This is a genomic window from Bradyrhizobium sp. SZCCHNGR1005 (assembly GCF_032489995.1).
In the GTDB taxonomy this organism is placed as follows: domain Bacteria; phylum Pseudomonadota; class Alphaproteobacteria; order Rhizobiales; family Xanthobacteraceae; genus Bradyrhizobium.
Genome location: NZ_JAUEZC010000001.1, coordinates 378,735 through 400,790, shown reverse-complemented (window position 1 = coordinate 400,790; position 22,056 = coordinate 378,735). Strand labels below are relative to the sequence as shown.

The window sequence follows — 22,056 nt, the reverse complement described above, 5'->3', positions numbered from 1 at the left end:
GCAGCTTCGTTCGGTCACGTGACGATATCGCGTGACGACCATGGCTTCGATTGGGCTTTTCGCATGACGATTGAGACGGCGAGCGAGAGTGCTGGCGACAAGATTCGCTGCGATGCCTGCCCGGTGATGTGTTACATCAAGCCGGGCGCGGCGGGCGCCTGCGACCGCTACGCCAATCAGGATGGCGTGCTGGTGCGCGTCGATCCGCATATCCTCTTGGAACGCACGATGTCGCATGGGGGACGGCTAGTGCCGTTTCAGGCGAGCGGCGACTGGGACGGCAAGATCGTGCATCAGCCGGAACTGTTCGTGACCGCGATCGGCGCCGGAACCACCTATCCCGACTACAAGCCGGCGCCGTTCATCGTTTCCTCGGAAGTCGATGGTGTCGACATGGTCACCGTGGTGACCGAGGGCATTTTCAGCTATTGCGGCGTGAAGGTGAAGATCGACACCGACCGCTATCTCGGGCCTGAGGCCGCGACGGTGCGTGTCGATGGCGAGGCGATCGGCCATGTCACGACCAGCGAATATGGCTCGCAGATGCTCTCGCTTGGCGGTGTGCATCATCTGACCGGCGGTTCGAAGAAAGAGGGGCGTGTCACCTGTGACGCGCTGATGGACCTCAGCAACCGCAAGCCGGTCGAACTGGTCATCGACGGCGGTGCCGCGGTCGTGGTGCAGGCGGGCGCTCCGCCGGTCGTCAACGGCGTCAAGGAAGAGCGCATGCGGGTCGGCTGCGGCTCGGCCACGATTGGGATGTTCGCCAAGCAGTGGCAGGGCAAGGTCGACGAGGTTGTCGTGGTCGATGACCACATCACCGGCGTCTTGTCCGAGCATCAAGCCGGCAAGCTGCTCGATATTCCCGGAACGGGAATCAAGATGAAGGGTCGGCGCTCGACGCCGGGCCGCTATTTCCAGGTGGCCCATCCCGGCACCGGCTGGGGCGGCACCGATATTTCCGATCCGCTGTCGATCCTCGGGCCGTTCGATCCGAAGACCGCGCGCCCAGGCACGACCATGCTGATGGTCTCCACGACCGGCGAGCATGCGGGTTATTACGTGTTGGATGACGCGCTGAGGCCGGTCGAACAGGAGATGCCGCCAGACCTTAAATTCTCTGTCGAGCGCATTCAGGAGAATTGCGAGCCGGCGCTCTGCACCGTCCTGTTCATGGCCGGCGCCGGCGGTTCGCTGCGGGCTGGCGTGACTGACAATCCGGTCCGGCTGACGCGCTCGGTCAAGGACGCCCTGACGCGCGTGACCTCGGGCGGCGCGCCGGTCTATGTCTGGCCGGGCGGCGGCATCACCTTCATGGTCGATGTCACGCAGATGCCGGCTGGCGCGTTCGGCTACGTACCGACCCCGGCGATCGTGGCGCCCATCGAATTCACGTTGAAGCTGTCCGATTATGCGGCGCTTGGCGGCCACATGGACTATGTGCAGTCGCTGGCCTCAATGAAAGATGTCTCGAAGGATATCCGTCACTTGCCCTGGCCGGTACGGAGCGCATGATGAGACGGCCACAGATCGCATTGCTGCCCGACGGTTGCCGGCTGCATCTGCAGGATGGGCCGATCGATCTGATCATCGGGGCCGACGGTGACCAGGCCGAGATCGGCCGCGCTTATCAGGCCGCCGTGCTGCGCTTCACTGGCCTGCTCGACGAGCTCTGCACGGAATTGCCGGAGCTGCGCCAGGCTGCCGATCCTGCCTGCTGCAGGCTGCGCGGTGTCGTCGCCCGCCGTATGTACCATGCCGTTGCGCCTTACGCTGCGAACCATTTCATCACGCCGATGGCGGCGGTGGCAGGCTCTGTGGCCGAGGAGATCCTCGGTGCGATGCTTGGCGCTGCGAAAGTTTCGCGTGCCTATGTCAACAATGGCGGTGACATCGCGCTGCATCTTCTGGACCCCGCGTGCTTCAGAGTCGGTCTGATGGACCGCCCGGATAGTCATGGCGTCCTGCGGACGATGACCATTCGTGCCGACGATGCCAGCCGTGGCGTCGCGACGTCCGGCCGCCACGGCCGCAGCTTCTCGCTCGGCATTGCCGATGCGGTCACCGTGCTGGCGCGCACCGCCGCGCAGGCCGATGCCGCGGCCACCATCGTTGCGAATGCGGTCGATCTGCCCGGTCATCCCGCGGTCGTCCGTCGGCCCGCCAATGAGCTGCAGCCGGAGTCCGATCTCGATCACCGTCTCGTCACATGCGAGGTCGGCGCGCTCTGTAATGATGAGATTGCCGCTGCGCTTGCGCACGGCGAGGCCATGGCGCGACAATTGCTGGCAGCCGGGTTGATCGAAGGCGCGGTGCTGCAACTCGGCGGCGAGATGCGCCAGGTCGGTGCGCGGCCGATCGACATCGGCCGTCCGGACCGGTTGCAGGCGGCCGCGGCGTAAGGTTTGATACATGTGGGTTCAGAGGCAGGGTAGCGAACGATGAGTGCCGTCATCCGCAAGATCGTCACCGTAGTCGAGGAGGTCCATCTTGAGATGGGGAAGACGGTTTCGCCGCCGACCCGTCGCGCGGCCGCCGTGGCCGTCATCGAGAACCCGTTTGCCGGGCGTTATGTCGAGGATCTTTCGCCCTTGATCGCGATCGGTGAGGAACTCGGCGAACTGCTGGCGAAAAAGGCGGTTGCCGCGCTCGGCATCGAGGGGGCCTCGGCTCATAGCTATGGCAAAGCCGCTGCGGTCGGTGCCGACGGCGAGTTGGAGCATGCGGCCGCGATCTTGCATCCGAAGATGGGCGCGCCGGTGCGCAAGGTGCTCGGCAAGGGCGCGGCCCTGATTCCGTCGTCCAAGAAGCGCGGCGGGGTCGGCTGCACGCTCGATATTCCGCTCGGGCACAAGGACGCCGCCTTCGTGCGCAGTCATTTCGATGGCATGGAAGTGCAGATCAACGACGCGCCGCGTGCCAACGAGATCATGGTCGCATTGGCAGTGACCGACAGCGGCCGTCCGTTGCCGCGGGTCGGCGGTCTCACGGTCGCCGAGATCAAGGGTGACGACGGGTTGCGTTAATTTCCAAGTTAACAGTTGGAGGCTGAAGGATGCGACGGAGATTTCTGCTTGCGGCGGGCCTGGCCATCGCCGCGGCCGGCACGGCCAGGACGGCCCTTGCCGAGGACGTGATCAAGATCGGCGAGATCAACAGCTATTCGCTGCTGCCGGCCTTCACCGAACCCTATCGCAAGGGCTGGCAGCTCGCCGTCGAGGAAATCAATGCTAGCGGCGGCATCAACGGCAAGAAGCTCGTCGTCGTCTCGAAGGACGACAGCGGCAAGCCGGCGGACGCGCAAACGGCGGCCAACGAGTTGGTGTCGAGCGAGAATGTCGCGATGCTGGCGGGCACCTTCCTCTCCAATATCGGTCTCGCCGTCAGCGACTTCGCCAACCAGAAGAAGGTGTTCTTCCTGGCGGCCGAACCTTTGACCGACGCCATCACCTGGTCGAAGGGCAACCGCTACACGTTCCGCCTGCGGCCGTCGAACTACATGCAGGCGGCCATGCTGGTGGAGGAGGCTGCCAAGCTTCCGGCCAAGCGCTGGGCAACGATTGCGCCGAACTACGAATATGGCCAGTCGGCGGTTGCCGTGTTCAAGAAGCTGCTCTCGGAGAAGCGCCCTGACATCCAGTGGGTGGACGAGCAGTGGCCGCCGCAGGGCAAGATCGACGCGGGTCCGGTGGTGCAGGCGGTGGCTGCGGCCAATCCGGAAGCCATCCTCAACGTCACCTTCGGTGCCGACCTCGTCAAGCTGGTCCGCGAGGGCAACACCCGCGGCCTGTTCAAGGATCGCAAGGTGGTGAGCTTCCTGACCGGCGAACCGGAATATCTCGATCCGCTGAAGGACGAGACGCCGGAGGGCTGGATCGTCACCGGCTATCCCTGGTACAGCATCAAGACGCCGGAACATGATGCGTTCCTGAAGGCCTATCAGGCCAAGTACAACGATTACCCGCGGCTCGGCTCGATCGTCGGCTACGAGACCATCAAGTCGGCGGCGGCGATCCTGAAGAAGGCCGGCTCGACCGATGCGGACAAGCTGGTGGCTGCGGCCGAAGGGCTCTCGGTGCCATCGCCCTTCGGCGAGATCACCTTCCGCAAGATCGATCACCAGTCCACCTTGGGCGCCTTCGTCGGTAAGACGGCGGTGAAGGACGGCAAGGGGATTATGGTCGACACCGCCTATCGCAAGGGCTCGGACTATCTGCCGCCCGATGCGGAAGTCGCGAAGCTCCGGCCGAAAGAGTGAGCGCAGCAAGCTCGGTCGTTCGGGCAAAGCGGGGGCCTCATGGTTCGAGACGCGCGGCGTCGCCGCGCTCCTCACCATGAGGGTTTGAGAGCCTATTTCGTTGATCCTCATCCTGAGGAGGCGCGAAGCGCCGTCTCGAAGGATGAGGCCCGGACTTCAAGATTTCCTGACGCGGACCGCTCATGGCCTTCTACATCGTCCAGTTCCTGACCGGCCTTGCCAGCGCGGCCTCGCTGTTCCTGGTGGCGTCGGGACTGTCGATCATCTTCGGTGTCACGCGCATCGTGAACTTCGCGCATGGCGCCTTCTATATGCTCGGCGCCTACGTCGCCTTCACGCTGACCGAGCATTGGTCCGGCGCGCTCGGCTTCTGGGGCGCTATCGTCGCGGCAGCGCTGGTGGTCGCGGCCGTCGGCGTCGTCGTCGAGATCATCCTGCTCCGCCGCATTTATCACGCGCCGGAATTGTTCCAGCTGCTGGCGACGTTCGGACTTACTTTGATGGTCGAGGACCTCGTGGTTCTGATCTGGGGACCGGACGATCTGTTGGGGCGTCGCGCGCCCGGCCTGAAAGGCGCGGTCGATTTCTTCGGTCAGAATATCCCGAGCTATGATCTGTTCCTGATCGTGCTGGGGCCGGTCGTCCTTGGCGCGCTCTGGCTTTTGTTCCAGCGCACCCGCTGGGGCATCCTGGTGCGCGCGGCCACGCAGGATCGCGACATGGTGGCAGCGCTCGGCGTCAATCAGAAATGGCTGTTCACCAGCGTGTTCGCGGTCGGCGTCTTTCTCGCGGCGCTTGGCGGCGCGCTGCAGATCCCGCGCGACGCGGTGCATCACGCGATGGATCTGCGTATCATCGTCGAGGTGTTCGTCGTCGTCGTGATCGGCGGGCTCGGCAGCATCATTGGCGCGTTCGTGGCCGCCGTGCTGGTCTCCGAGCTCAATGCCTTCGGCATCCTGATTTTCCCGACCATCTCGCTGATCCTGGTGTTCCTGGTCATGGCGGTGGTGCTGGTGGTGCGGCCCTGGGGCCTGTTCGGCAAGAAGGAAGCCCCCGCGCGCCGCACACCGGGGCTCACCGTCATTCCCTGGCATCCGTTGACCCCGGTCGAGCGGCTGGTTGCGCTGGCTGCGCTCGCGCTTCTCGCACTGCTCCCCTTCGTCGGCGGCAACTACCTGCTGACGGTCGGTGCCGAGGTCGCGATCTTCGTGATCTTTGCCGCCAGCCTGCATTTCCTGATGGCGGTCGGCGGGCTCGCTTCGTTCGGCCATGCCGCCTATTTCGGGCTCGGCGCCTATGGCGTCGCCTTTCTGGCCAAGATGGCGGGATTGCCGATGGTCGCGTGTCTGCTGCTGGGGCCGTTGCTCGGAGCGATGGGCGCGATCGTGTTCGGCGCGTTCGCGGTGCAGCTCTCGGGTGTCTATTTCGCGATGCTGACGCTCGCATTCGCCCAGATCGTCTGGTCGATCGCATTTCAGTGGGTGGCCGTGACCGGCGGCGACAACGGCATTTTGGGCCTCTGGCCGGAGAAATGGGCTGCCTCGCCGTCGCACTTCTATTGGCTGGCGCTCGGCGTCGCTGCGCTGGTGGTGAGCGTGCTCAGGCTGATCACCTTCTCGCCGTTCGGCTACGCGCTGCGCGCGATGCGCGACTCGCCGCTGCGTAGCGAGGCGATCGGGATCAACGGCAAGCTGATCCAATGGACCGCGTTCGTCGTCGCGGGCACCACGGCCGGCGTTGGCGGTGCGCTGTTCGCCTATCTCAAGGGCAGCGTCTTCCCCGACAACATGGGCATCTCATTGTCGGTCGATGCGCTGGTGATGGTGCTGCTCGGCGGCGTCGAGACTGTGGCCGGCCCGATCTTCGGTGCCATCGTCTACAAGGCGCTCAACATCTGGCTGGTCAGCCAGACCGACTTGTCCAAGCTCGTGCTCGGCATCTTCATCGTGCTGATCGTCGTCGTCTTCCCGAAGGGCATCGTCGGCATGTTCGAAAGCCTTGCGTATCGGCGCCGCAGGACGGCGGCGAAACCGCCGGTGCTCGCGGCCAAGATGGAGAGCGCGCAATGAGCCTCGGCGTTGCGTTGCTCTCGGTCGAGGGCCTGACCAAATCCTATGGCGGCATTCACGCCGTCCGCGGCGTCTCCTTCATGCTGCAGGCCGGCGAGATCCTGGCGCTGATCGGCCCGAATGGGGCGGGCAAGAGCACCTGCTTCGACATGCTGAATGGGCAGAACGTGCCGGACTCCGGACGCATTTGCGTGATGGGTGAGGACACCACCGGCCGCAAGCCACGCGAGGTGTGGCGGCTCGGGGTCGGCCGCACCTTCCAGATCACCGCGACCTATCCGACCATGACGGTGCGTGAGAACATCCAGGTCGCGCTGGTGTCGTATCATCATCGTTTGTTCGACTTCTGGAGCCCGATGGCTTCGATCGATCGCGGCGAGGCCGACCGGCTGCTCGATCTCGTCGGCATGGCCGGCTATGCGGAACGGCCCTGCGGCGAACTCGCCTATGGCGACCTCAAGCGGCTCGAGCTTGCGATCGCGCTTGCCAACCACCCGAAGCTGCTGTTGATGGACGAGCCGACTGCCGGCATGGCGCCGCGCGAGCGGGTCGAGCTGATGCGGCTGACCGCGAAGATCGCGCGCGAGCAGTCGATCGGCGTGCTGTTTACCGAGCATGACATGGACGTCGTATTCGAGCACGCCGATCGCATCCTGGTGCTCAACCGCGGCACCTTGATTGCGCAAGGCTCGCCGGCGGAGGTGCGCGGCAACCGCGAGGTACAGGCGATCTATCTCGGCGAAGGCCTGCTTTACGATGCGCGCCACCGCGAGGGGGCCTCGGCATGAAGCTCGGCGTCTCCAATCTGAATAGCCACTACGGTCCGGCGCATATCCTGTTCGACATCGGGCTTGAGGTCGGAGAGGGCGAGGTGGTGGCGCTGCTCGGTCGCAACGGCGCCGGCAAGTCGACGACCTTCCGCTCGATCGTCGGCCTGGTCGAGCTGCGCGAGGGGCAGATCATCTTCGAGGGCAATGATATCTCGAAGGCACCGACGCACGAGATCGTGCGCGCAGGTCTCGGCTACGTTCCAGAGGAGCGGCGCATCTTCACCGACCTCTCGGTCGAGGAAAATCTCGAAGTCGGCCGCCAGAAGCAGCGGCCGAATGCGCCATATTGGACCCGCGAGAAGCTCTATCAATTGTTTCCCAATCTCGGCGAAATGAAAAACCGTCCGGGCGGGCGCATGAGCGGCGGCGAGCAGCAAATGCTGACGATCGCCCGCACGTTGATGGGCAATCCTTCGCTGGTGCTGCTGGACGAGCCGTCCGAGGGCCTGTCGCCCAAGATCGTCGAGCAGATGGTGGACGCGATCCTCACCATGAAGAAGGCCGGGGTCTCGATGATCGTGTCCGAGCAGAACCTGCATTTTGCGCGGCTGATCTCCGATCGCGCCTATATCATCGAGCGCGGCCGCATCTGCTTCTCCGGCACCATGGCCGAGCTTGACGCGCGGCCCGACATCCGCGACGCGCATCTGTCGATCTGAGGTAAGAAATCAAATGGCAAAGAGCGCCGCGCCGAAACGACCAGGTAAGGCTTCGACGAAGGTTCTACCTAAGACTGTGGCAAAGTCATCCCGCACGCCGTACGTCCTGGACGAGCAGATCGGCTTCATCCTGCGCCAAGTCTGGCAGCGCCACACCATGATCTTCGCGCGCGACATCGGCACCAATTTGACGCCTACGCAATGGGCGGCGCTGTCGAAGCTCGCCGAGACCGGACCATGCTCGCAGAACCAGCTCGGGCGGCTGACCGCGATGGACGTTGCTACCATCAAGGGCGTGATCGACCGCCTGACCGCGCGCGGCCTCACCGAGACCACGCGCGATCCGCAGGACGGCCGGCGACTTTTGGTGAGCCTCACCCGTGCCGGCCAGCAGCTCGCGGACAAGACCGCGCCGCTCGCGCTGGCAATCTCCAGGGAAACACTGGCGCCGCTCGACCCCAAGGAGCGCGAGACGCTGCTTTCGCTGCTGAACAAGTTGCGCTGAGTCCGTTGCGCCGTCATTGCGAGCGAAGCAATCTAGAGTCCGGTTAGAAATCCGGATTGCTTCGTCGCTTACGCTCCTCGCAATGACGTTGCTCACATCGGGATTTCCGGGTTCGCGCGCGCCCCGGAATGACGGTGCGCGGCGCCGAAGAACTACTTCGCCACGATCTCCGGCACCTTTTCCGCCGGCGGGGTGTTGCGGCTGCGCTGGGTGCGGACGATGCCGTCGATGATGGTCATCCCGACGCCCGGCAGGTCGCCGAGCTGCACGCTGTCGAGCAGCGTCTTGGCCGGCGAGTGCTGTGCCTTATCGAGCAGGACGAAGTCGGCGGAGCGGCCGACCTCGATCAGCCCGCAATCCAGCGCGCGCATCCGCGCCGTGTTGCCGGTGGCGAAGCAGAACGCGATCTCCGCCGGCACCTCGCCCAGCGAGGACAGCATCGAAATCATGCGCAAGATGCCGAGCGGCTGCACGCCGGAGCCGGCCGGCGCATCGGTGCCGAGGATGATCCGGGCGAGGTCGCCCATTTCGCGCGCGGTACGCAGGGTGTACAGCGCCGAGCGCTCGTTGCCGTTATGCACGAGTTCGAGCCCGCGCTTGCAGCCCTCGCAGATGCAGCGGATCTGATCGTCGGGGAGGGCAGTGTGTCCGCCGTTGATGTGGCCGACCACGTCGGTATCGGCCTCCAGCACGACGTCCTTGTCGATCAGGCCCGAGCCCGGGATCGAGGGCCCGCCAGTATGGATCGTGCTCTGGATGCCGTATTTGCGGGCCCAGCCGACCATCTTGCGCGCGGTCGGGCCGTCCTTGACGCCGCCGAGGCCGACCTCGCCGAGCAGCTTGACGCCGGCCGCCGCAAGCTCCTTGAAATCGTCCTCGACCATCTCGCATTCGATCACCGGCGCACCGGCATGCACCTTCACGCCGCCCGGACGCAGCGTCCAGAACGCGCGCTGCGCAAAGATCGCCATCGCCTTCAGCCCGACCACGTCGCGCGGCCGTCCCGGCATATGCACTTCGCCCGCCGAGATCATCGTCGTGACGCCGCCATGGAGATAGGAATCGATCCAGTTGATCTGGTTCTGCCGCGGCGTCCAATCGCCGGCCACCGGGTGCACATGGCTGTCGATCAGGCCCGGCGCCACCGTGGTGCCGTGCGCATCGACGATCGTCGTGGCGCCTTCGGTGTCCACGTCCTTGAAGCGGCCGACCGCGGTGATCTTGCCGCTCTCGGCAACGATGGTGTCGGCGTCCAGAATGGGCCGCTCCAGCGCGCCCGACAGCATCAAGCCGATATTGCGGATCACCAGCTTGCTGGGGCCGGTGGCTTGCGGCGCGTCATGGGCCATCGAACGTTCCTTTCCTCACGAAAGCGGTTGTCTCGGACTCTGCGCCGGGGCGCGGCGCAGCATCAAGCCGGATTGTTCATTCGTACACGAATGAACGTGACCGGCAAGCGGCCGTGCTGCATGAAGAATCGGCGCAGCCCGCCTGTCGGCGCGGCAATTCGTATGGTGCCGCTGGACGGCATTTGCGCGATCCGGCATCAACAGCCGAGACTGGTCATCATGGTGCGGGTAGGGACATGACGGACGACATTCAGACCATCAGTGCGGGCGGCCTCACGGCCAGCATCAAGGCCGATGGCGCCGAGCTGTGCTCGCTGAAGACACCGGAAGGGCTGGAACTGCTCTGGCAGGCCGGGCCGGCCTGGCCGCGTCATGCCCCCTGGCTGTTTCCCATCGTGGGCCGGCTGAAGGGTGACGAGCTGCATCACCGGGGCCGGACCTATCCGATGACCCAGCACGGCTTTGCCCGCGATCTTCGTTTCGCCTGGCGGGAGCGCGAGGCCAGTTCCTGCTCGCTGCTGCTGACCGACAGCGAGACGACGCGAGCGCGCTATCCATTCGCCTTCCGCCTGGCCGTGAGCTACCGGATCGAGGCCGCTAGCCTCGACATCGCCGTCACAATCGAAAATCCCGGCGCCGAGGTGTTGCCGGCCTCGTTCGGCGCCCATCCCGCGTTCAATTGGCCGCTTTCCTCGGAGGCGCCGAAAGACAGCTACCGGCTGATCTTCGCGCAGGATGAGTTGGCCCCGATCCGCCGCCTGGCCGGCGGGCTGACGCGTGTCGCGCCCGAACCCTCACCGGTCCAAGGCCGGGTGCTGCCGCTGCGGGAAGCCCTGTTCGCCGAGGATGCCGTCATCCTGGATCGGGTCGGTAGCCGCTCGCTCCGCTATGCCGGAGACCGCGAACCGGCAATCGGCATCGCCTGGGAGGGCTTCCGCGAGCTCGGCATCTGGTCGAAACCATCCGGCGCACCGTTCCTCTGTGTCGAGCCGTGGCGGGGCTGTGCCAGCCCGGTCGATTTCGACGGCGAATTCGTCGATAAGCCCGGTCTCATGCATATCGCGCCTGGTGCGGCGGAGAGCTTGCGGCTTCGCATCGCGCTCTGCAGCGCGATCTGACGTCCTGTGAGCATCGCGACGACCGTGGGTTAACCCTGATTTTTAATCGCCGTCTGGAAATGGCCGGGGCGCAACTTAGATGAGTTGCGCAGCGGGGCCGTACTGATCGAGGGCGTCCAGAGGGGCCGGCCATCCGGGGGGACTGAGCTGTTACTTGAACAACAGGCTCGGCAGGACCCCATCAGCACGTATGAGTGGCTGCTGCGGTGATCTGATTTCGCGGGGCGGGGCGCGTATTGCGGTACGCGTATTCAGGAGGAAGCGATGGTCCTGAAAATGTTTGCGGTTGTTGCAGGCGTCGCGCTGTTCGCCGGGACGGCGGCGTTGGCGGGCGAGTACCGCCCGGACGATTTCTTGCAGCTCGAACTCTCGAAGGCGGTGCTGTCGCCGACGCCGCTCGGCCCCGAGGCGCATTTCGAGCCGGTTCCGATCGAGGCCAAGGGTGATCACACGGTAGTCGCGGCACAGCCCGACACCAAGGCCGATGTGCCGCGCGCGATTGCCACGCGGCGGATTCACGTAGCCAAATCCCACGACAAGTCCCATGACAAGTCGCTTGCCGCCTCACGCCGTGCCTCGGCCGAGCCGGCGGTAACGCGGCCGCGCGGTGCGGCTCGCGCCCGGCTTGCCCACCGTCGCGGCAACCCATTTGATGCAGAAGCGATGGACACCCGGATCCAGACTTGGCCGTGCAGGCCCGGCAACGGCGCCATCTGCAACTGGAGGTGAGGGCGCATCCCCTGGAAGTGGCTCCGTGATGCCGATTGGAACCCCCTCGCATCATCTTGATTGCTATCTGCTGCACGAGCGCTTGATCTCTCAATCCGCTCGCAGGCAGATTGATCTGCACCCGCCAACACGTTGATTATCCAGCCAGTCGTCATCGCTTGCGCTTTGCACGTTCGGCGCTGCGCTTCCCGAGGGCCTCCATGGACAGCATTGAAACTCAGGGCATCCGCCTGCCGCGGCTTGGGCTCGGCACCTACCGCATGCAGGGCACCGTGTGCCGCGAGGCGGTCGAGAGCGCGCTCGCGCTCGGCTACCGCCATATCGACACCGCCGAGATGTACGCCAATGAGGATGCGGTCGGGGCTGCGCTGGCTGCGGCGGGGGTGCCCCGCCAGGAATTGCACGTCACCACCAAGGTCTGGCCGGAGAATCTCGCACCGGATTCGATCCGCCGTGCGTTCGACACCAGCCTGAAGAAGCTGCGCCTCGATTTCGTCGACCTCTATCTCATCCACTGGCCGGCCCCCGGCATGGATCTTCCGGCCGCGCTCGAGACGCTGATGTCACTGAAGGAGCAGGGACGCACCCGCGCCATCGGCGTCGCCAATTTTACCGTCGCGCTGCTCAAGCAGGCGGTCGAGCAGGTCAAGGCTCCGATCGCCTGCAATCAGATCGAGTATCACGTGATGCTCGATCAGAGTAAGGTCATGCGCTACATGGCCGAGCGCTCGATCCCCTTGGTCGCCTATTGCCCGCTGGCGCAGGGCCGCGCCGCGTCGAACGAGACCTTGATCGCGATCGGCAGGAAACACAATGCAGGTGCGGCTCAGGTTGCGCTGAAATGGCTGTTGGATCAGAAGGGGGTAGCCGCGATTCCGAAGGCTGCGCGCAAGGAGAGCCAAACAGCCAATCTCGACGCCCTCAAGCTTCAACTGGACGATGAGGATCGCAAGACCATCGCCGCGCTGCCCAAGGATCAGCGCTTCGTGAATCCTGGCTTCGCGCCGGAGTGGGACTGAATAGAATAAGTCCGAGGGTTTGCGCGCAAGAGAATGGCCCCTGCAAGGGGCCATTCTGGTTTCGGCGCTCGCGATCAGTAGCCGTGGCGGTGCCTGATGACCACGGTGCGGTCGTGGTGGTGGTAGAACGGCCGATGCCACTCGCGGTGCACGCGGTATTCGGCACGCGCGCCGTCCCAGTGATGACGATGACCGCGCTTGATGACCACGGTCTCCGCGCTGGCAAGTGACGGCAGCGCGATCACCATCGCGCCCAGAGCGGCAAGAGCCAAGCCAAGCTTTTTCATGTCGTCCTCCTCCTCAAGCTTTGGTGGACGATAAACTTCGCGTGTGGAGGAAACGTTCCGCTGGAACTAACAGCAAATTCCTGAACGCTTGTTCAGGCCGAGTGCGGTATTGCTTTAGCTGACGGAAGCCGGCGCGACTTGGTGCGGCGCCTACTCGCACTTGCGCAAGGACGGCGTGGGCTTGCCATTGGCAACGAAGCGGCCGTCGCGGATCGTGTAGCTGCCGTCAGTACTGCGATTGAAGATGGAGCGGATGCTGCCGTCGGCCTCCTTCGTGACGCCGTTCTCGCGCGTCTGCCGATAGCGCGGCATCGTGATCGACAGCACCAGCGTGTGATCGGGTTCGATCCGGGCGCCCGTAACCTCGTTGTTGTCGGAGGAGTCGAGATCCCGCCGGTAGATCAGGTGTCCCTCCGATGTGGCTTCGTAAGAAATCGTACTGCCTTGACCTTGTCTGGGCGGCTTTGCGCAATCGACCGCCCAGGTCCCGAGCAGCCCCCAATCGCGCGCGACCTCGACCGCAGTTTCCGCCGCGACGGGCGGCGCGAAACAGATCAGCAACACTGCGGCGGAGAGCGGTCGGGGATGCAACACGGGCAATCTGCTTCGTAGTGAGGTGAGCGACGAGAGCCAACGTAACGTGCCACGCCAACAGTGCAATGCCTCCGCCTCCGTTCCCGGATCCGACTTCGGTCGGACGCATTGCTGCAAGCGCTGTTGATCGCCTCTAGAGGCGCGTCTTATCCATATTTGCTGATCGGATTGGCACGCCGAACTCCTGGCGGCAGACCTCGGCAAGAATGGCCACGCCGTCGCGGATCTCCTGGTGCGAGGGGCTGGCAAAGCACAGCCGCAGCCGGCTTCCGGCATGAACCGGATCGGTCGACCATTCCGGTCCCGGATTGATCGCGACGCCTGCCTTCAGGGCCGCTTGGGCGAGCCTCATGGCATCGACCTGGTCCGGCAGCTTGACCCAGAGGAAGATGCCGCCGTGCGGCGCTGCGAATTCGGCCGCCGTGCCGAATTCTGCGTTCAGCGCGTCCATCAGGGTTTCCAGCTTGGCGCGCAGGCCACGGACGAGCCCTGGCACGTGGCTGTCGAAATGCGCCGTGCAGTATTCCGCGAGCAGCATCTGCTCCAGCGCGCCCGAGCCGGCGTCGGTCTTCAAGGCCAGCATGATCGACATGAGCTGCCAGGGTGCGACCACGAAGCCGACCCGCAGCGCCGGAGCGACGGATTTCGAGAACGAGCCGATATGAATGACGCCACCATGCTCGGCGAGCGCGTGGATCGCGCGCGGCCGCTGGCCGTCCCAGGTGAGATCGGCGTAGCAGTCGTCCTCGAAGATCGGGACACCATGTTGTTCTGACAGGCGCAGCAGCTCGAGCCGCCGGCTCTCCGGCATGACGGTGCCGGTCGGGTTCTGAACGGTCGGAATGGTATAGATATATTTCGGCCGGATACTGCGGGCCTTGAGCCCGGCGAGCGCCGCTGCCAGCGCGTCCATCCGCATGCCGTGCTGATCGAGCGGGATCCCCACCGCCTCGACGCCGAGCCTGGCGAGCCGGGTCAATGTGCCTTGATAATTGTCCCGCTCGACGATCACGGTATCTCCGCGTGCAAGCAGCGCCTGGTTGATGAGATCGAGCGCCTGCAGTGAGCCCGAAACCATCATGATGTCGTCGGCGCTGCAGGAGATCGCAGCGTCCCGCCGGAGCTTCTCGGCAAGGAAGGCGCGCAGGGGCCGATATCCCTGGGGGCCGTGCCCGAGCCCGTAGGTGGCAAGCCCGCGGCCCTCGCGTACGAGAACGGCGTCCGCCGCTGCGCGGAAATCCTCGACCGGGACGCCATCCGGATCGTTGTTGCCGCCGACAAAGCTGTATTTTGCAAGGCCGTTCCAGCGTGCCGCAGGTGCCGGCAGGCCGGCGGGCAGCAGGGGAGAAAAATCGAATAAGGCCATGTGCGGCGCCTCCCTTGTTCTTGTTTGCCGCCGATCCTAAACAACTCCGCGAAGATTGTCCCGACATGGACGTCGATGCGCGCGTTTCGCATGGCGGAAGCCCTGCCAACAGGCCTCTGGCGCCCCCCGGCGAACCCGGCTAAAGCACCGGGAACCAAGTGAGATCTGTGATGGCCGATTCAATCCAGGAAGTTTTGCAGGCGTTCGCCAGGGGCGAGCTCGTGGTCGTGACTGACGACGATGATCGCGAGGGCGAGGGGGATCTGATCGTCGCGGCGTCGTTCTGCACGTCGGAGAAGATGGCGTTCATCATCCGCCACACCTCCGGCATCGTCTGCGCCCCGATCACCACCGAAGAGGCGCGGCGGCTGCGGCTCGACCCGATGGTGGCGTACAATGATTCCGCGCACACAACCGCCTTTACCGTCTCGATCGACTACAAGCCGGACGGCGGTACCGGCATCTCGGCCGAAGAGCGCGCCTCCTGCTGCCGCGCGTTGGCCAATCCGAACGCGGGCGCCAATGACTTCGCGCGTCCCGGGCACATCTTTCCCTTGATCGCGCGTGATGGCGGCGTGCTGCTGCGCTCGGGCCATACCGAGGCGGCCGTCGATCTCTGCAAGCTCGCAGGGCTGCCGCCGGTCGGCGTCATCTCCGAGTTGATGAATGACGACGGCACCGTGATGAAGGGCGAGCAGGTCGTCCGCTTTGCCGCCGCCCACAAGCTCAAGCACGTCACCATCGCCGATCTGATTGCCTATCGGCAGGCGCGCGAGAAGCTGATCGAGCGGGTCTCGACCTTCACCACCGACAGCCCGATCGGGCCCTTGCAGGGCTATGCCTATCGCTCGCCATTCGACCCGATCATGCACGCAGCCTTCGTGTATAACGGGATCGGCGACGGCAGGAACGTGCTGACCCGGCTGCACAAGCCGAACATCGTCAAGGATCTCATCACCGGTCCGCAGCGGGTCCAGGAGGTGCTGCAGCACTTCAAGAAGGCCGGGCGCGGCGTGCTGGTGTATTTGCGCGACGGAGCGGCCGGCGTGCCCGTCGAGCCGGTCGGCGAGATGCAAACGGCGGAGGCGGATCGTCATCGCCAGTGGCGCGAGGTCGGCGTCGGTGCACAGATCCTGCGCGATCTCGGCATCACCTCGATCCGGAACCTCACCTCGTCGGTGCACGACTACAAAGGCTTGTCCGGATTTGGCATCGAGATCGTCGCCAACGAACGCCTTGAAGGCTGAAACCCGACGATTTAACCTCCATAACTGCCAAGATTAACTGCCAAGATACGCAGTCATGACGCGAAAGGATTTTTCATGAGCGTGCGCCCCCAGGCGAAGGACAAGCCGTCCCAGGCCGGCTTCCAATGGGATGATCCGTTCATGCTGGACGATCAGCTCACCGAAGACGAGCGCATGGTGCGCGACACCGCGCGCGCTTATGCGCAGGACAAGCTGTTGCCGCGCGTGACCAAGGCCTATCTCGAGGAGAAGACCGATCGCGAGATCTTCAACGAGATGGGAGAACTGGGGCTGATCGGCATTACGCTCCCGGAGGAATATGGCTGCGCCAATGCGAGCTACGTCGCTTACGGCCTGGTCGCGCGCGAGATTGAACGGGTCGATTCCGGCTACCGCTCGATGAACTCGGTGCAGTCCTCGCTGGTGATGTACCCGATCTACGCCTATGGCGACGAAAACCAGCGCAAGACATATCTGCCGAAGCTCGCGAGCGGCGAATGGGTCGGCTGTTTCGGCCTGACGGAGCCGGATGCGGGCTCCGATCCCGGTGGCATGAAGACCCGCGCCGAGAAGGTTTCGGACGGCTACCGGCTGACCGGCAGCAAGATGTGGATCTCGAACGCGCCGATCGCCGACGTCTTCGTGGTCTGGGCCAAGTCGGCCGCCCATGACAACCAGATCCGCGGCTTCATTCTCGAGAAGGGCATGAAGGGGCTGTCGGCGCCGAAGATCGGCGGCAAGCTCAGCTTGCGAGCCTCGATCACCGGCGAGATCGTGATGGACGGCGTGGTGGTGCCGGAGAGCGCGCTGCTGCCGAACGTCTCCGGACTGAAGGGGCCGTTCGGCTGTTTGAACCGCGCCCGCTACGGCATCTCCTGGGGCGTGCTCGGTGCGGCCGAGGACTGCATGCACCGCGCCCGGCAATACACGCTCGATCGCAAGCAGTTCGGCCGGCCGCTCGCCGCCACCCAGCTCGTGCAGAAGAAGCTCGCGGACATGGAGACCGAGATCGCGCTCGGCCTGCAGGCCTCGCTCCGCGTGGGCCGGCTGATGGACGAGGGCAAGATGGCCCCGGAGATGATCTCGATCGTCAAGCGCAACAATTGCGGCAAGGCGCTGGACATCGCGCGCATGTCGCGCGACATGCACGGCGGCAACGGCATCCAGATCGAATATCACGTGATGCGCCACACCGCGAACCTCGAGACGGTGAACACCTACGAGGGCACGCATGACGTGCACGCGCTGATCCTGGGCCGCGCCATCACCGGCATCCAGGCATTCGGGTAGGTTGTCGCTATCGCTCCGTTGCTCTTGCTGTCATCGCCCGGCTTGATCGGGCGATCCAGTAAACACCGGCATATCGAGTCTCATGCACGCCGCGGCGTACGGGATATCCCGCTTTCGCGGGATATGACGAGCCGAGAGCGGAGCGCCCGTTTGCCCCTCGCGTAAGAAGGTGCTGCAATGGCCGAGGACGACGTCCCATTCAACCGTAATTTCCCGCTCCAGCCAGGGGTGGTGGAAGAGGTTCGTCCCGGCATCCGCCGCGTCCTCTGCAACAATCCGAGCCCGTTCACCTTCACCGGCACGGTCAGTTACATCGTGGGCAAGGGCAAGGTCGCGATCATCGATCCCGGTCCCGACAACGAGGCCCATGCGGCGGCGCTGCTGAATGCCGTGCGCGGCGAGACCGTCACGCACATCCTCGTCACCCACACCCATCGCGACCACTCGCCGAACACCGGCCGGCTGAAGGCTGCGACCGGTGCAACGGTTTATGCCGAAGGGCCGCACCGGGCCTCGCGGCCGCGCTATGAGAGCGAGAAGCACAGCCCGGAATCCGGCGCCGACCGCGACTTCGATCCGGATGTGCGGGTTGCCCAGGGCGACGTCATCGAAGGTGACGGCTGGCGGCTGGAGGCCGTTGCCACGCCCGGCCACACTGCCAATCATCTCGCTTTTGCCTGGCCTGAGCGAGGTGCGAGCTTCGTCGGCGATCACGTGATGGGCTGGTCGACCTCGATCGTCGCGCCGCCGGATGGTTCCATGGTCGACTACATGGCCTCGCTGGAGCGGCTCGCGGCGCGGCCGGAGGAACTTTATTTCTCAGGTCATGGCCCCGAAATTCCCGAGGCTCCGCGCTACGTCCGGTTCCTGATCCGGCATCGCCAGGCCCGTGAGGCCTCGATCCTGCATCGACTCGGCAAGAGCGAGGCCGACATTCCGAGCATCGTGCGCGCCAGCTATATCGGCATCGATCCGCGGCTGACGACCGCGGCCGGCTATTCAGTGCTCGCGCATCTGGAGGACCTCGTCGCTCGCGGCGTGGTTGCCACGGAAGGCGATCCGGTGATTGGCGGGACGTATCGGTTGGCGAACGATTAGCTCGTCACTTCTTCACCGTCTTCGCCGGCAGCTTGGCAGGCGGCGGCGGGATCACCTTCTTGACCGGCTTCTGCGCCTCGGCGTCGCCGGCCGTGTTGAGATCCTCGATGAATTTCGTCACCCGCGCTGCGTTGCTGCCGAGGTCGGAATCGAAATAGCGTGAGGCCGAGCGGATATCGATCCGGGCATCTTCGCCGTCGGGTTGCACGCGAATGGAGATGTCTTCACGGAAGCCCATGATCGGGGTGCGCGCGATCGCCTCGATCCGCCCGATTCGGCGCGGCGGCTGCGGCGCCCGCTCGTCGACGATGAACCATTTGCGGCGGGTGACCAGCTTCAGCACGATCGCGTAGGCGCGCTCAGGCGACAGTTCGAGCTGCACCGGCTCGATATCGGGATAGGCCTTCTGCTGCTGCTCGGCCGCATAGAGCCCGGCATAGACCGCGGTGTTGGTGCCGTCACCACTGCGCAGAGGCGCGAGCGCCTCGAAGCGCGGGGGATCGATCGGGTCGGTGGTGATGTCGTAGATCTTCGGCAGCTTGCGGTATTGCAGAGTGAGGTAGGCGGGATAGGCGAGCACGGCCGCGTCGATCAGGAAGGCGAGCAGGATGCGTCCCATGCCGCGGCTGCCGTTCTGCCAGATGGCCACGAACGCGGCGAGCCCGACCAGGATCGAGAGCACCGCAAGCCCCAGTGCACCGAAGAAGGTCGCGAGCGCCGGCTTCATCTCGAGGAAGTCGAAGCGGACAATGAGGATCGAGACGAACACAGCCACCACCGAGAACACCGCGAGATTGCGGGTCCAGGTCGCCAGGCTGGAGACGGGCTCCGACAGATAGGGAGCGTGAAATCTGCGGGCCATCTGGGCTCTGGGCTGTTGCGTCGTGACGAAGGCGCTTCGACTGGTGTGAGACCACGTGGATCGGGTAAATTCAAGGGGGCATCAATCCGGCAGGAACTCCTGGCGGGCTGCGGTTGATCCGTACCGCGCTCAGGCGTGCCGGCCGATGCCGGGTTTCAGCGCGGTGAGCATGATCACGATCGTTGCCGCCGAGAATGCCGCACCTGCGGCAAACGTCGCCTGTGGACCGAAGGCGTGCCAGAGCCATCCCGCCAGCAGGCTTGCAACCAGCAGCGCGCCGCCCGTAACCAGATTGAAGATCCCGAAGGCGGTGCCCCGCAGATCGAGCGGCGCAGTGTCGGCGACCAGCGCCGAGAGCAAGCCTTGTGTCAATCCGAGATAGAGGCCCCAAAGTGCGACGCCTGCGGCAGTGCCGGTCAGGCCGGGCGCGAACGCCAATGTGAGGTCCGCCCCGGTGAGTACGACCAGTCCGCAGATCAGCAGGTTGCTCCGCCCGATCCGGTCGGAGAGCACGCCGACCGGCATCGCGACCGCGGCGTAGATCAGGTTCATCAGCACATAGACGAGCGGGATCATCGCGAGGGGCAGGCCGTCGGCCTGCGCCTTCAGCACCAGGAATGCCTCGCTGAAGCGGGCCAGCGCGAATACGGCGCCGGTGGCGACCACGATCCAGTAGAGGTGCGACAGCCGTCGCAGCTCCTCGCGGCGGATCGGCGACCGGCGATGCGGCTGTTCGACGCTCATGCTGGGCTCCCGAACGCCGGCGACGATCAACAGCACCGCGAGTGCAGCCGGCACCGCCGACCACCAGAACACGGCGCGGAAGTCGTCGGTATAAAGCGCCATCAGGGCGACCGCGATCAGGGGACCGGCAACGGCACCGGTCGTATCCAGCGCCTGGCGTAGTCCATAGCTCGCTCCCCGGATCGTTGCGGGAGTGACGTCGGCGATCAGCGCGTCGCGGGGAGCCTCGCGGATGCCCTTGCCGATGCGGTCGACGATTCGTGCCGCCAGCACCTGCCAGGCCGTGCTGGCCAGCGGGAACACGGGTTTGGTCGCGGCGGCAAGTCCGTAGCCGAGCCCAACCAGCAGCTTGCGCTTGCCGATCCAGTCCGACAGCGCGCCCGAGAAGACTTTGGTGATGGCGGCGGTCGCCTCCGCGACGCCCTCGATCAGTCCGACGATGACCGTGCTGGCGCCCATCGTCGTGACCAGAAACGCCGGCAACAGCGCGTGGATCAGCTCGGAGGAGATGTCCATCAGCAACGACACCAGCCCGAGCATCAGCACAGTGGTGGGGACGTCGCGCCAGGTCGCGGGGGCAGGCTGCTTTGCGTTCGTCATCACGGCCTTCTATCGCAACGACAGCCCAGGACGTTGCGCCACGTCAACGCGGTGTTCCGCAAATCATTGCGGCCTCCGATCGCTCGTCGCGAAGGGAGGCCGCCATGACTCGATAGAATTGGCTCGACGAAATTGAGCGCGTATCAGCTCAGTGCTTGACCAGCGGGCAGGCACTGTCGGAAAGCTTGCCGAACGCTTCTTCGCCCGACATGGTCTGCACGATCTTGTAGTAGTCCCACGGATATTTGGATTCCTCCGGCTTCTTGACCTGCATGACGTACATATCGTGCTCCATCAGGCCATCGGCGCGGATCTTGCCGTTGTCCGTGAACATGTCGTCGATCTTGATCTTGCGCAGCTGGTCCATCACCTTGTCGGAATCGGTGGTGCCGGCGGCCTTGACGGCGTTGAGATAGGTCAGGGTGGCCGAGTAATAGGCCGCCTGGTTCATGGTGGGCTCGCGCTTGGTCTTCTCGTAATAGCGCTTGGCGAATGCCCGGGTCTTGTCGTTGAGGTCCCAATACCAGCCGGTGGTGAGATAGAGACCCTGTGCGGTCTTCAGTCCCAGGCTGTGGATGTCGCTGATGAAGGCGAGCAGTGCGGCCGGTTTCATGGTGCTCGCGATGCCGAATTCGTCGGCCGCCTTGATCGAATTGGTGAAGTCGTTGCCGGCATTGGCGAGGCCGAGCACCTGCGCGCCCGAGTTCTGCGCCTGCAGCAGATAGCTCGAGAAGTCCGAGGTCGACAGCGGCACGCGCACCTCGCCCACCACCTTGCCGCCGGCTGCCTCGACCACCTTCGAGGCAGCTTCCTTCAACTGATAGCCGAACGCATAGTCCGCGGTCAGGAAGAACCAGCTCTTGCCGCCCTGTTTCACCATGGTCTTGGCCGTGCCATTGGCCAGCGCAGTCGTGTCATAGGCGTAGTGGACGGTGTAGGGCGTGCAGTCCTTGCCGGTCAGCGAGGCGCCGGCCGCGCCGATCGCGATGAACGGAATCTTCTTCTCCTTGGCGACGTTGTTCATGGCGAGGCTGACGCCGGTATTGGAGCCGCCAAGGATCATGGTCACGCCATCGCGGTCGGCCCATTCGCGGAATTTCTGCGCGCCGATGTCGGGCTTGTTCTGATGGTCGGTCTCCATGAACTCGATCTTGTTGCCGAGCACGCTGCCGCCGAAATCTTCGATCGCCATCTTGGCGGCCTCGACTCCGCCGGGGCCGATGACGTCGGCATAGAGTCCCGACATGTCGTCGATGTCGCCGATGACGACCTTGTTGCCGGCGGCATGAGCCGCGGTTGCCGCGAGCGAGGCGCTCACGAGCCAGGGCAAGAGACGGACGAATTTGGTCATATTGGCGTTTCCTTCCCGATTTTTATCGTTGAATGGCCGGGAACTTAGAAAGCCCCGCCGGCCACTCCTATTCGTCTTTCG

At 64.7% G+C, this 22,056-nt stretch carries 21 protein-coding genes; 14 read left to right on the top strand and 7 right to left on the bottom strand.

The window, feature by feature from the left end:
• Positions 1 to 63 precede the first annotated feature (63 nt).
• The 8 genes from QXZ85_RS01895 to QXZ85_RS01860 all read left to right on the top strand — a co-directional run bounded on the left by QXZ85_RS01895 (position 64) and on the right by QXZ85_RS01860 (position 8,321).
• On the top strand, positions 64 to 1,515 hold the full coding sequence (locus tag QXZ85_RS01895) for a 6-hydroxynicotinate reductase (protein WP_315706918.1): 1,452 nt from the start codon (positions 64 to 66) through the stop codon (positions 1,513 to 1,515).
• Positions 1,512 to 2,402 (top strand): UPF0280 family protein, encoded by an 891-nt coding sequence (locus QXZ85_RS01890; protein WP_315728376.1) that lies wholly within the window; start codon positions 1,512 to 1,514, stop codon positions 2,400 to 2,402. The genes QXZ85_RS01895 and QXZ85_RS01890 overlap by 4 nt, the downstream gene beginning before the upstream one ends.
• Positions 2,403 to 2,441: 39 nt before the next feature.
• Positions 2,442 to 3,026 (top strand): amino acid synthesis family protein, encoded by a 585-nt coding sequence (locus QXZ85_RS01885; RefSeq protein ID WP_315706920.1) that lies wholly within the window; start codon positions 2,442 to 2,444, stop codon positions 3,024 to 3,026.
• A gap of 29 nt (positions 3,027 to 3,055) precedes the next feature.
• Entirely contained in the window at positions 3,056 to 4,258 is a 1,203-nt protein-coding gene (locus QXZ85_RS01880; protein ID WP_315706921.1) for an ABC transporter substrate-binding protein, read from the top strand.
• 182 nt (positions 4,259 to 4,440) lie between these two features.
• Positions 4,441 to 6,327, top strand: coding sequence for an ABC transporter permease (locus QXZ85_RS01875; protein WP_315706922.1), 1,887 nt, complete (start codon positions 4,441 to 4,443; stop codon positions 6,325 to 6,327).
• The gene (locus tag QXZ85_RS01870) at positions 6,324 to 7,115 is read left to right on the top strand and encodes an ABC transporter ATP-binding protein (protein WP_315706923.1); all 792 of its coding nucleotides are present in this window, start codon (positions 6,324 to 6,326) and stop codon (positions 7,113 to 7,115) included. The genes QXZ85_RS01875 and QXZ85_RS01870 overlap by 4 nt, the downstream gene beginning before the upstream one ends.
• Positions 7,112 to 7,816, top strand: a complete 705-nt coding sequence (locus QXZ85_RS01865; RefSeq protein WP_315706924.1) for an ABC transporter ATP-binding protein — start codon at positions 7,112 to 7,114, stop codon at positions 7,814 to 7,816. The genes QXZ85_RS01870 and QXZ85_RS01865 overlap by 4 nt, the downstream gene beginning before the upstream one ends.
• Positions 7,817 to 7,829: 13 nt before the next feature.
• Entirely contained in the window at positions 7,830 to 8,321 is a 492-nt protein-coding gene (locus QXZ85_RS01860) for a MarR family winged helix-turn-helix transcriptional regulator (protein ID WP_315706925.1), read from the top strand.
• 152 nt (positions 8,322 to 8,473) lie between these two features.
• On the opposite strand, the gene QXZ85_RS01855 is transcribed toward QXZ85_RS01860, so the two are convergent.
• Positions 8,474 to 9,670, bottom strand: coding sequence for an amidohydrolase family protein (locus QXZ85_RS01855; protein ID WP_315706926.1), 1,197 nt, complete (start codon positions 9,668 to 9,670; stop codon positions 8,474 to 8,476).
• Positions 9,671 to 9,906: 236 nt separating this feature from the next.
• Between QXZ85_RS01855 and QXZ85_RS01850 the strand changes: the two genes are divergently transcribed.
• The 3 genes from QXZ85_RS01850 (at position 9,907) to QXZ85_RS01840 (ending at position 12,536) form a co-directional block, all read left to right on the top strand.
• Positions 9,907 to 10,788 carry an aldose 1-epimerase family protein gene (locus QXZ85_RS01850; protein WP_315767438.1) on the top strand — a complete coding sequence of 294 codons (882 nt, stop codon included), beginning with the start codon at positions 9,907 to 9,909 and terminating at the stop codon, positions 10,786 to 10,788.
• 264 nt (positions 10,789 to 11,052) lie between these two features.
• The gene (locus tag QXZ85_RS01845; RefSeq protein ID WP_315706928.1) at positions 11,053 to 11,517 is read left to right on the top strand and encodes a hypothetical protein; all 465 of its coding nucleotides are present in this window, start codon (positions 11,053 to 11,055) and stop codon (positions 11,515 to 11,517) included.
• 200 nt (positions 11,518 to 11,717) lie between these two features.
• The gene (locus QXZ85_RS01840) at positions 11,718 to 12,536 is read left to right on the top strand and encodes an aldo/keto reductase (RefSeq protein ID WP_315706929.1); all 819 of its coding nucleotides are present in this window, start codon (positions 11,718 to 11,720) and stop codon (positions 12,534 to 12,536) included.
• Between the two features lie 74 nt (positions 12,537 to 12,610).
• Here the strand turns inward: QXZ85_RS01840 and QXZ85_RS01835 are convergent, their stop codons facing one another.
• From QXZ85_RS01835 to QXZ85_RS01825, 3 genes are all read right to left on the bottom strand, one after another.
• Positions 12,611 to 12,823: a hypothetical protein gene (locus QXZ85_RS01835; RefSeq protein WP_315706930.1), complete on the bottom strand. Its 213-nt coding sequence runs from the start codon at positions 12,821 to 12,823 to the stop codon at positions 12,611 to 12,613.
• A 150-nt stretch (positions 12,824 to 12,973) separates the two neighbouring features.
• On the bottom strand, positions 12,974 to 13,417 hold the full coding sequence (locus QXZ85_RS01830; protein ID WP_315765090.1) for a hypothetical protein: 444 nt from the start codon (positions 13,415 to 13,417) through the stop codon (positions 12,974 to 12,976).
• Between the two features lie 133 nt (positions 13,418 to 13,550).
• Positions 13,551 to 14,783, bottom strand: coding sequence for a PLP-dependent aminotransferase family protein (locus tag QXZ85_RS01825; protein ID WP_315728370.1), 1,233 nt, complete (start codon positions 14,781 to 14,783; stop codon positions 13,551 to 13,553).
• Positions 14,784 to 14,953: 170 nt separating this feature from the next.
• On the opposite strand from QXZ85_RS01825, the gene ribB reads away from it, so the two are divergent.
• The 3 genes from ribB to QXZ85_RS01810 all read left to right on the top strand — a co-directional run bounded on the left by ribB (position 14,954) and on the right by QXZ85_RS01810 (position 18,418).
• A complete protein-coding gene (ribB, locus tag QXZ85_RS01820) occupies positions 14,954 to 16,030 on the top strand; it encodes a 3,4-dihydroxy-2-butanone-4-phosphate synthase (protein ID WP_315706933.1) in 1,077 nt (358 codons plus the stop codon).
• A 75-nt stretch (positions 16,031 to 16,105) separates the two neighbouring features.
• Positions 16,106 to 17,320, top strand: coding sequence for an acyl-CoA dehydrogenase (locus QXZ85_RS01815; protein ID WP_315706934.1), 1,215 nt, complete (start codon positions 16,106 to 16,108; stop codon positions 17,318 to 17,320).
• 177 nt (positions 17,321 to 17,497) lie between these two features.
• Complete coding sequence (locus QXZ85_RS01810) at positions 17,498 to 18,418, top strand: MBL fold metallo-hydrolase (protein WP_315728368.1); 921 nt, start codon at positions 17,498 to 17,500, stop codon at positions 18,416 to 18,418.
• A gap of 4 nt (positions 18,419 to 18,422) precedes the next feature.
• Here the strand turns inward: QXZ85_RS01810 and QXZ85_RS01805 are convergent, their stop codons facing one another.
• The 3 genes from QXZ85_RS01805 to QXZ85_RS01795 all read right to left on the bottom strand — a co-directional run bounded on the left by QXZ85_RS01805 (position 18,423) and on the right by QXZ85_RS01795 (position 21,975).
• Entirely contained in the window at positions 18,423 to 19,280 is an 858-nt protein-coding gene (locus QXZ85_RS01805) for a DUF1499 domain-containing protein (RefSeq protein WP_315706936.1), read from the bottom strand.
• Positions 19,281 to 19,409: 129 nt separating this feature from the next.
• Complete coding sequence (locus QXZ85_RS01800; protein WP_315706937.1) at positions 19,410 to 20,624, bottom strand: MFS transporter; 1,215 nt, start codon at positions 20,622 to 20,624, stop codon at positions 19,410 to 19,412.
• 148 nt (positions 20,625 to 20,772) lie between these two features.
• A complete protein-coding gene (locus QXZ85_RS01795) occupies positions 20,773 to 21,975 on the bottom strand; it encodes an ABC transporter substrate-binding protein (protein WP_315706938.1) in 1,203 nt (400 codons plus the stop codon).
• Between the last annotated feature and the right edge of the window lie 81 nt (positions 21,976 to 22,056).

Coding starts and splice junctions, on each gene's coding strand:
- QXZ85_RS01880 (WP_315706921.1), top strand. CDS start 3,056: ATGCGACGGAGATTTCTGCTTGCGGCGGGCCTGGCCATCGCCGCGGCC.
- QXZ85_RS01875 (WP_315706922.1), top strand. CDS start 4,441: ATGGCCTTCTACATCGTCCAGTTCCTGACCGGCCTTGCCAGCGCGGCC.
- QXZ85_RS01815 (WP_315706934.1), top strand. CDS start 16,106: ATGAGCGTGCGCCCCCAGGCGAAGGACAAGCCGTCCCAGGCCGGCTTC.
- QXZ85_RS01795 (WP_315706938.1), bottom strand. CDS start 21,975: ATGACCAAATTCGTCCGTCTCTTGCCCTGGCTCGTGAGCGCCTCGCTC.
- QXZ85_RS01845 (WP_315706928.1), top strand. CDS start 11,053: ATGGTCCTGAAAATGTTTGCGGTTGTTGCAGGCGTCGCGCTGTTCGCC.
- ribB (WP_315706933.1), top strand. CDS start 14,954: ATGGCCGATTCAATCCAGGAAGTTTTGCAGGCGTTCGCCAGGGGCGAG.
- QXZ85_RS01840 (WP_315706929.1), top strand. CDS start 11,718: ATGGACAGCATTGAAACTCAGGGCATCCGCCTGCCGCGGCTTGGGCTC.
- QXZ85_RS01870 (WP_315706923.1), top strand. CDS start 6,324: ATGAGCCTCGGCGTTGCGTTGCTCTCGGTCGAGGGCCTGACCAAATCC.
- QXZ85_RS01860 (WP_315706925.1), top strand. CDS start 7,830: ATGGCAAAGAGCGCCGCGCCGAAACGACCAGGTAAGGCTTCGACGAAG.
- QXZ85_RS01885 (WP_315706920.1), top strand. CDS start 2,442: ATGAGTGCCGTCATCCGCAAGATCGTCACCGTAGTCGAGGAGGTCCAT.
- QXZ85_RS01805 (WP_315706936.1), bottom strand. CDS start 19,280: ATGGCCCGCAGATTTCACGCTCCCTATCTGTCGGAGCCCGTCTCCAGC.
- QXZ85_RS01810 (WP_315728368.1), top strand. CDS start 17,498: ATGGCCGAGGACGACGTCCCATTCAACCGTAATTTCCCGCTCCAGCCA.
- QXZ85_RS01835 (WP_315706930.1), bottom strand. CDS start 12,823: ATGAAAAAGCTTGGCTTGGCTCTTGCCGCTCTGGGCGCGATGGTGATC.
- QXZ85_RS01825 (WP_315728370.1), bottom strand. CDS start 14,783: ATGGCCTTATTCGATTTTTCTCCCCTGCTGCCCGCCGGCCTGCCGGCA.
- QXZ85_RS01850 (WP_315767438.1), top strand. CDS start 9,907: ATGACGGACGACATTCAGACCATCAGTGCGGGCGGCCTCACGGCCAGC.
- QXZ85_RS01855 (WP_315706926.1), bottom strand. CDS start 9,670: ATGGCCCATGACGCGCCGCAAGCCACCGGCCCCAGCAAGCTGGTGATC.
- QXZ85_RS01865 (WP_315706924.1), top strand. CDS start 7,112: ATGAAGCTCGGCGTCTCCAATCTGAATAGCCACTACGGTCCGGCGCAT.
- QXZ85_RS01895 (WP_315706918.1), top strand. CDS start 64: ATGACGATTGAGACGGCGAGCGAGAGTGCTGGCGACAAGATTCGCTGC.
- QXZ85_RS01800 (WP_315706937.1), bottom strand. CDS start 20,624: ATGACGAACGCAAAGCAGCCTGCCCCCGCGACCTGGCGCGACGTCCCC.
- QXZ85_RS01890 (WP_315728376.1), top strand. CDS start 1,512: ATGATGAGACGGCCACAGATCGCATTGCTGCCCGACGGTTGCCGGCTG.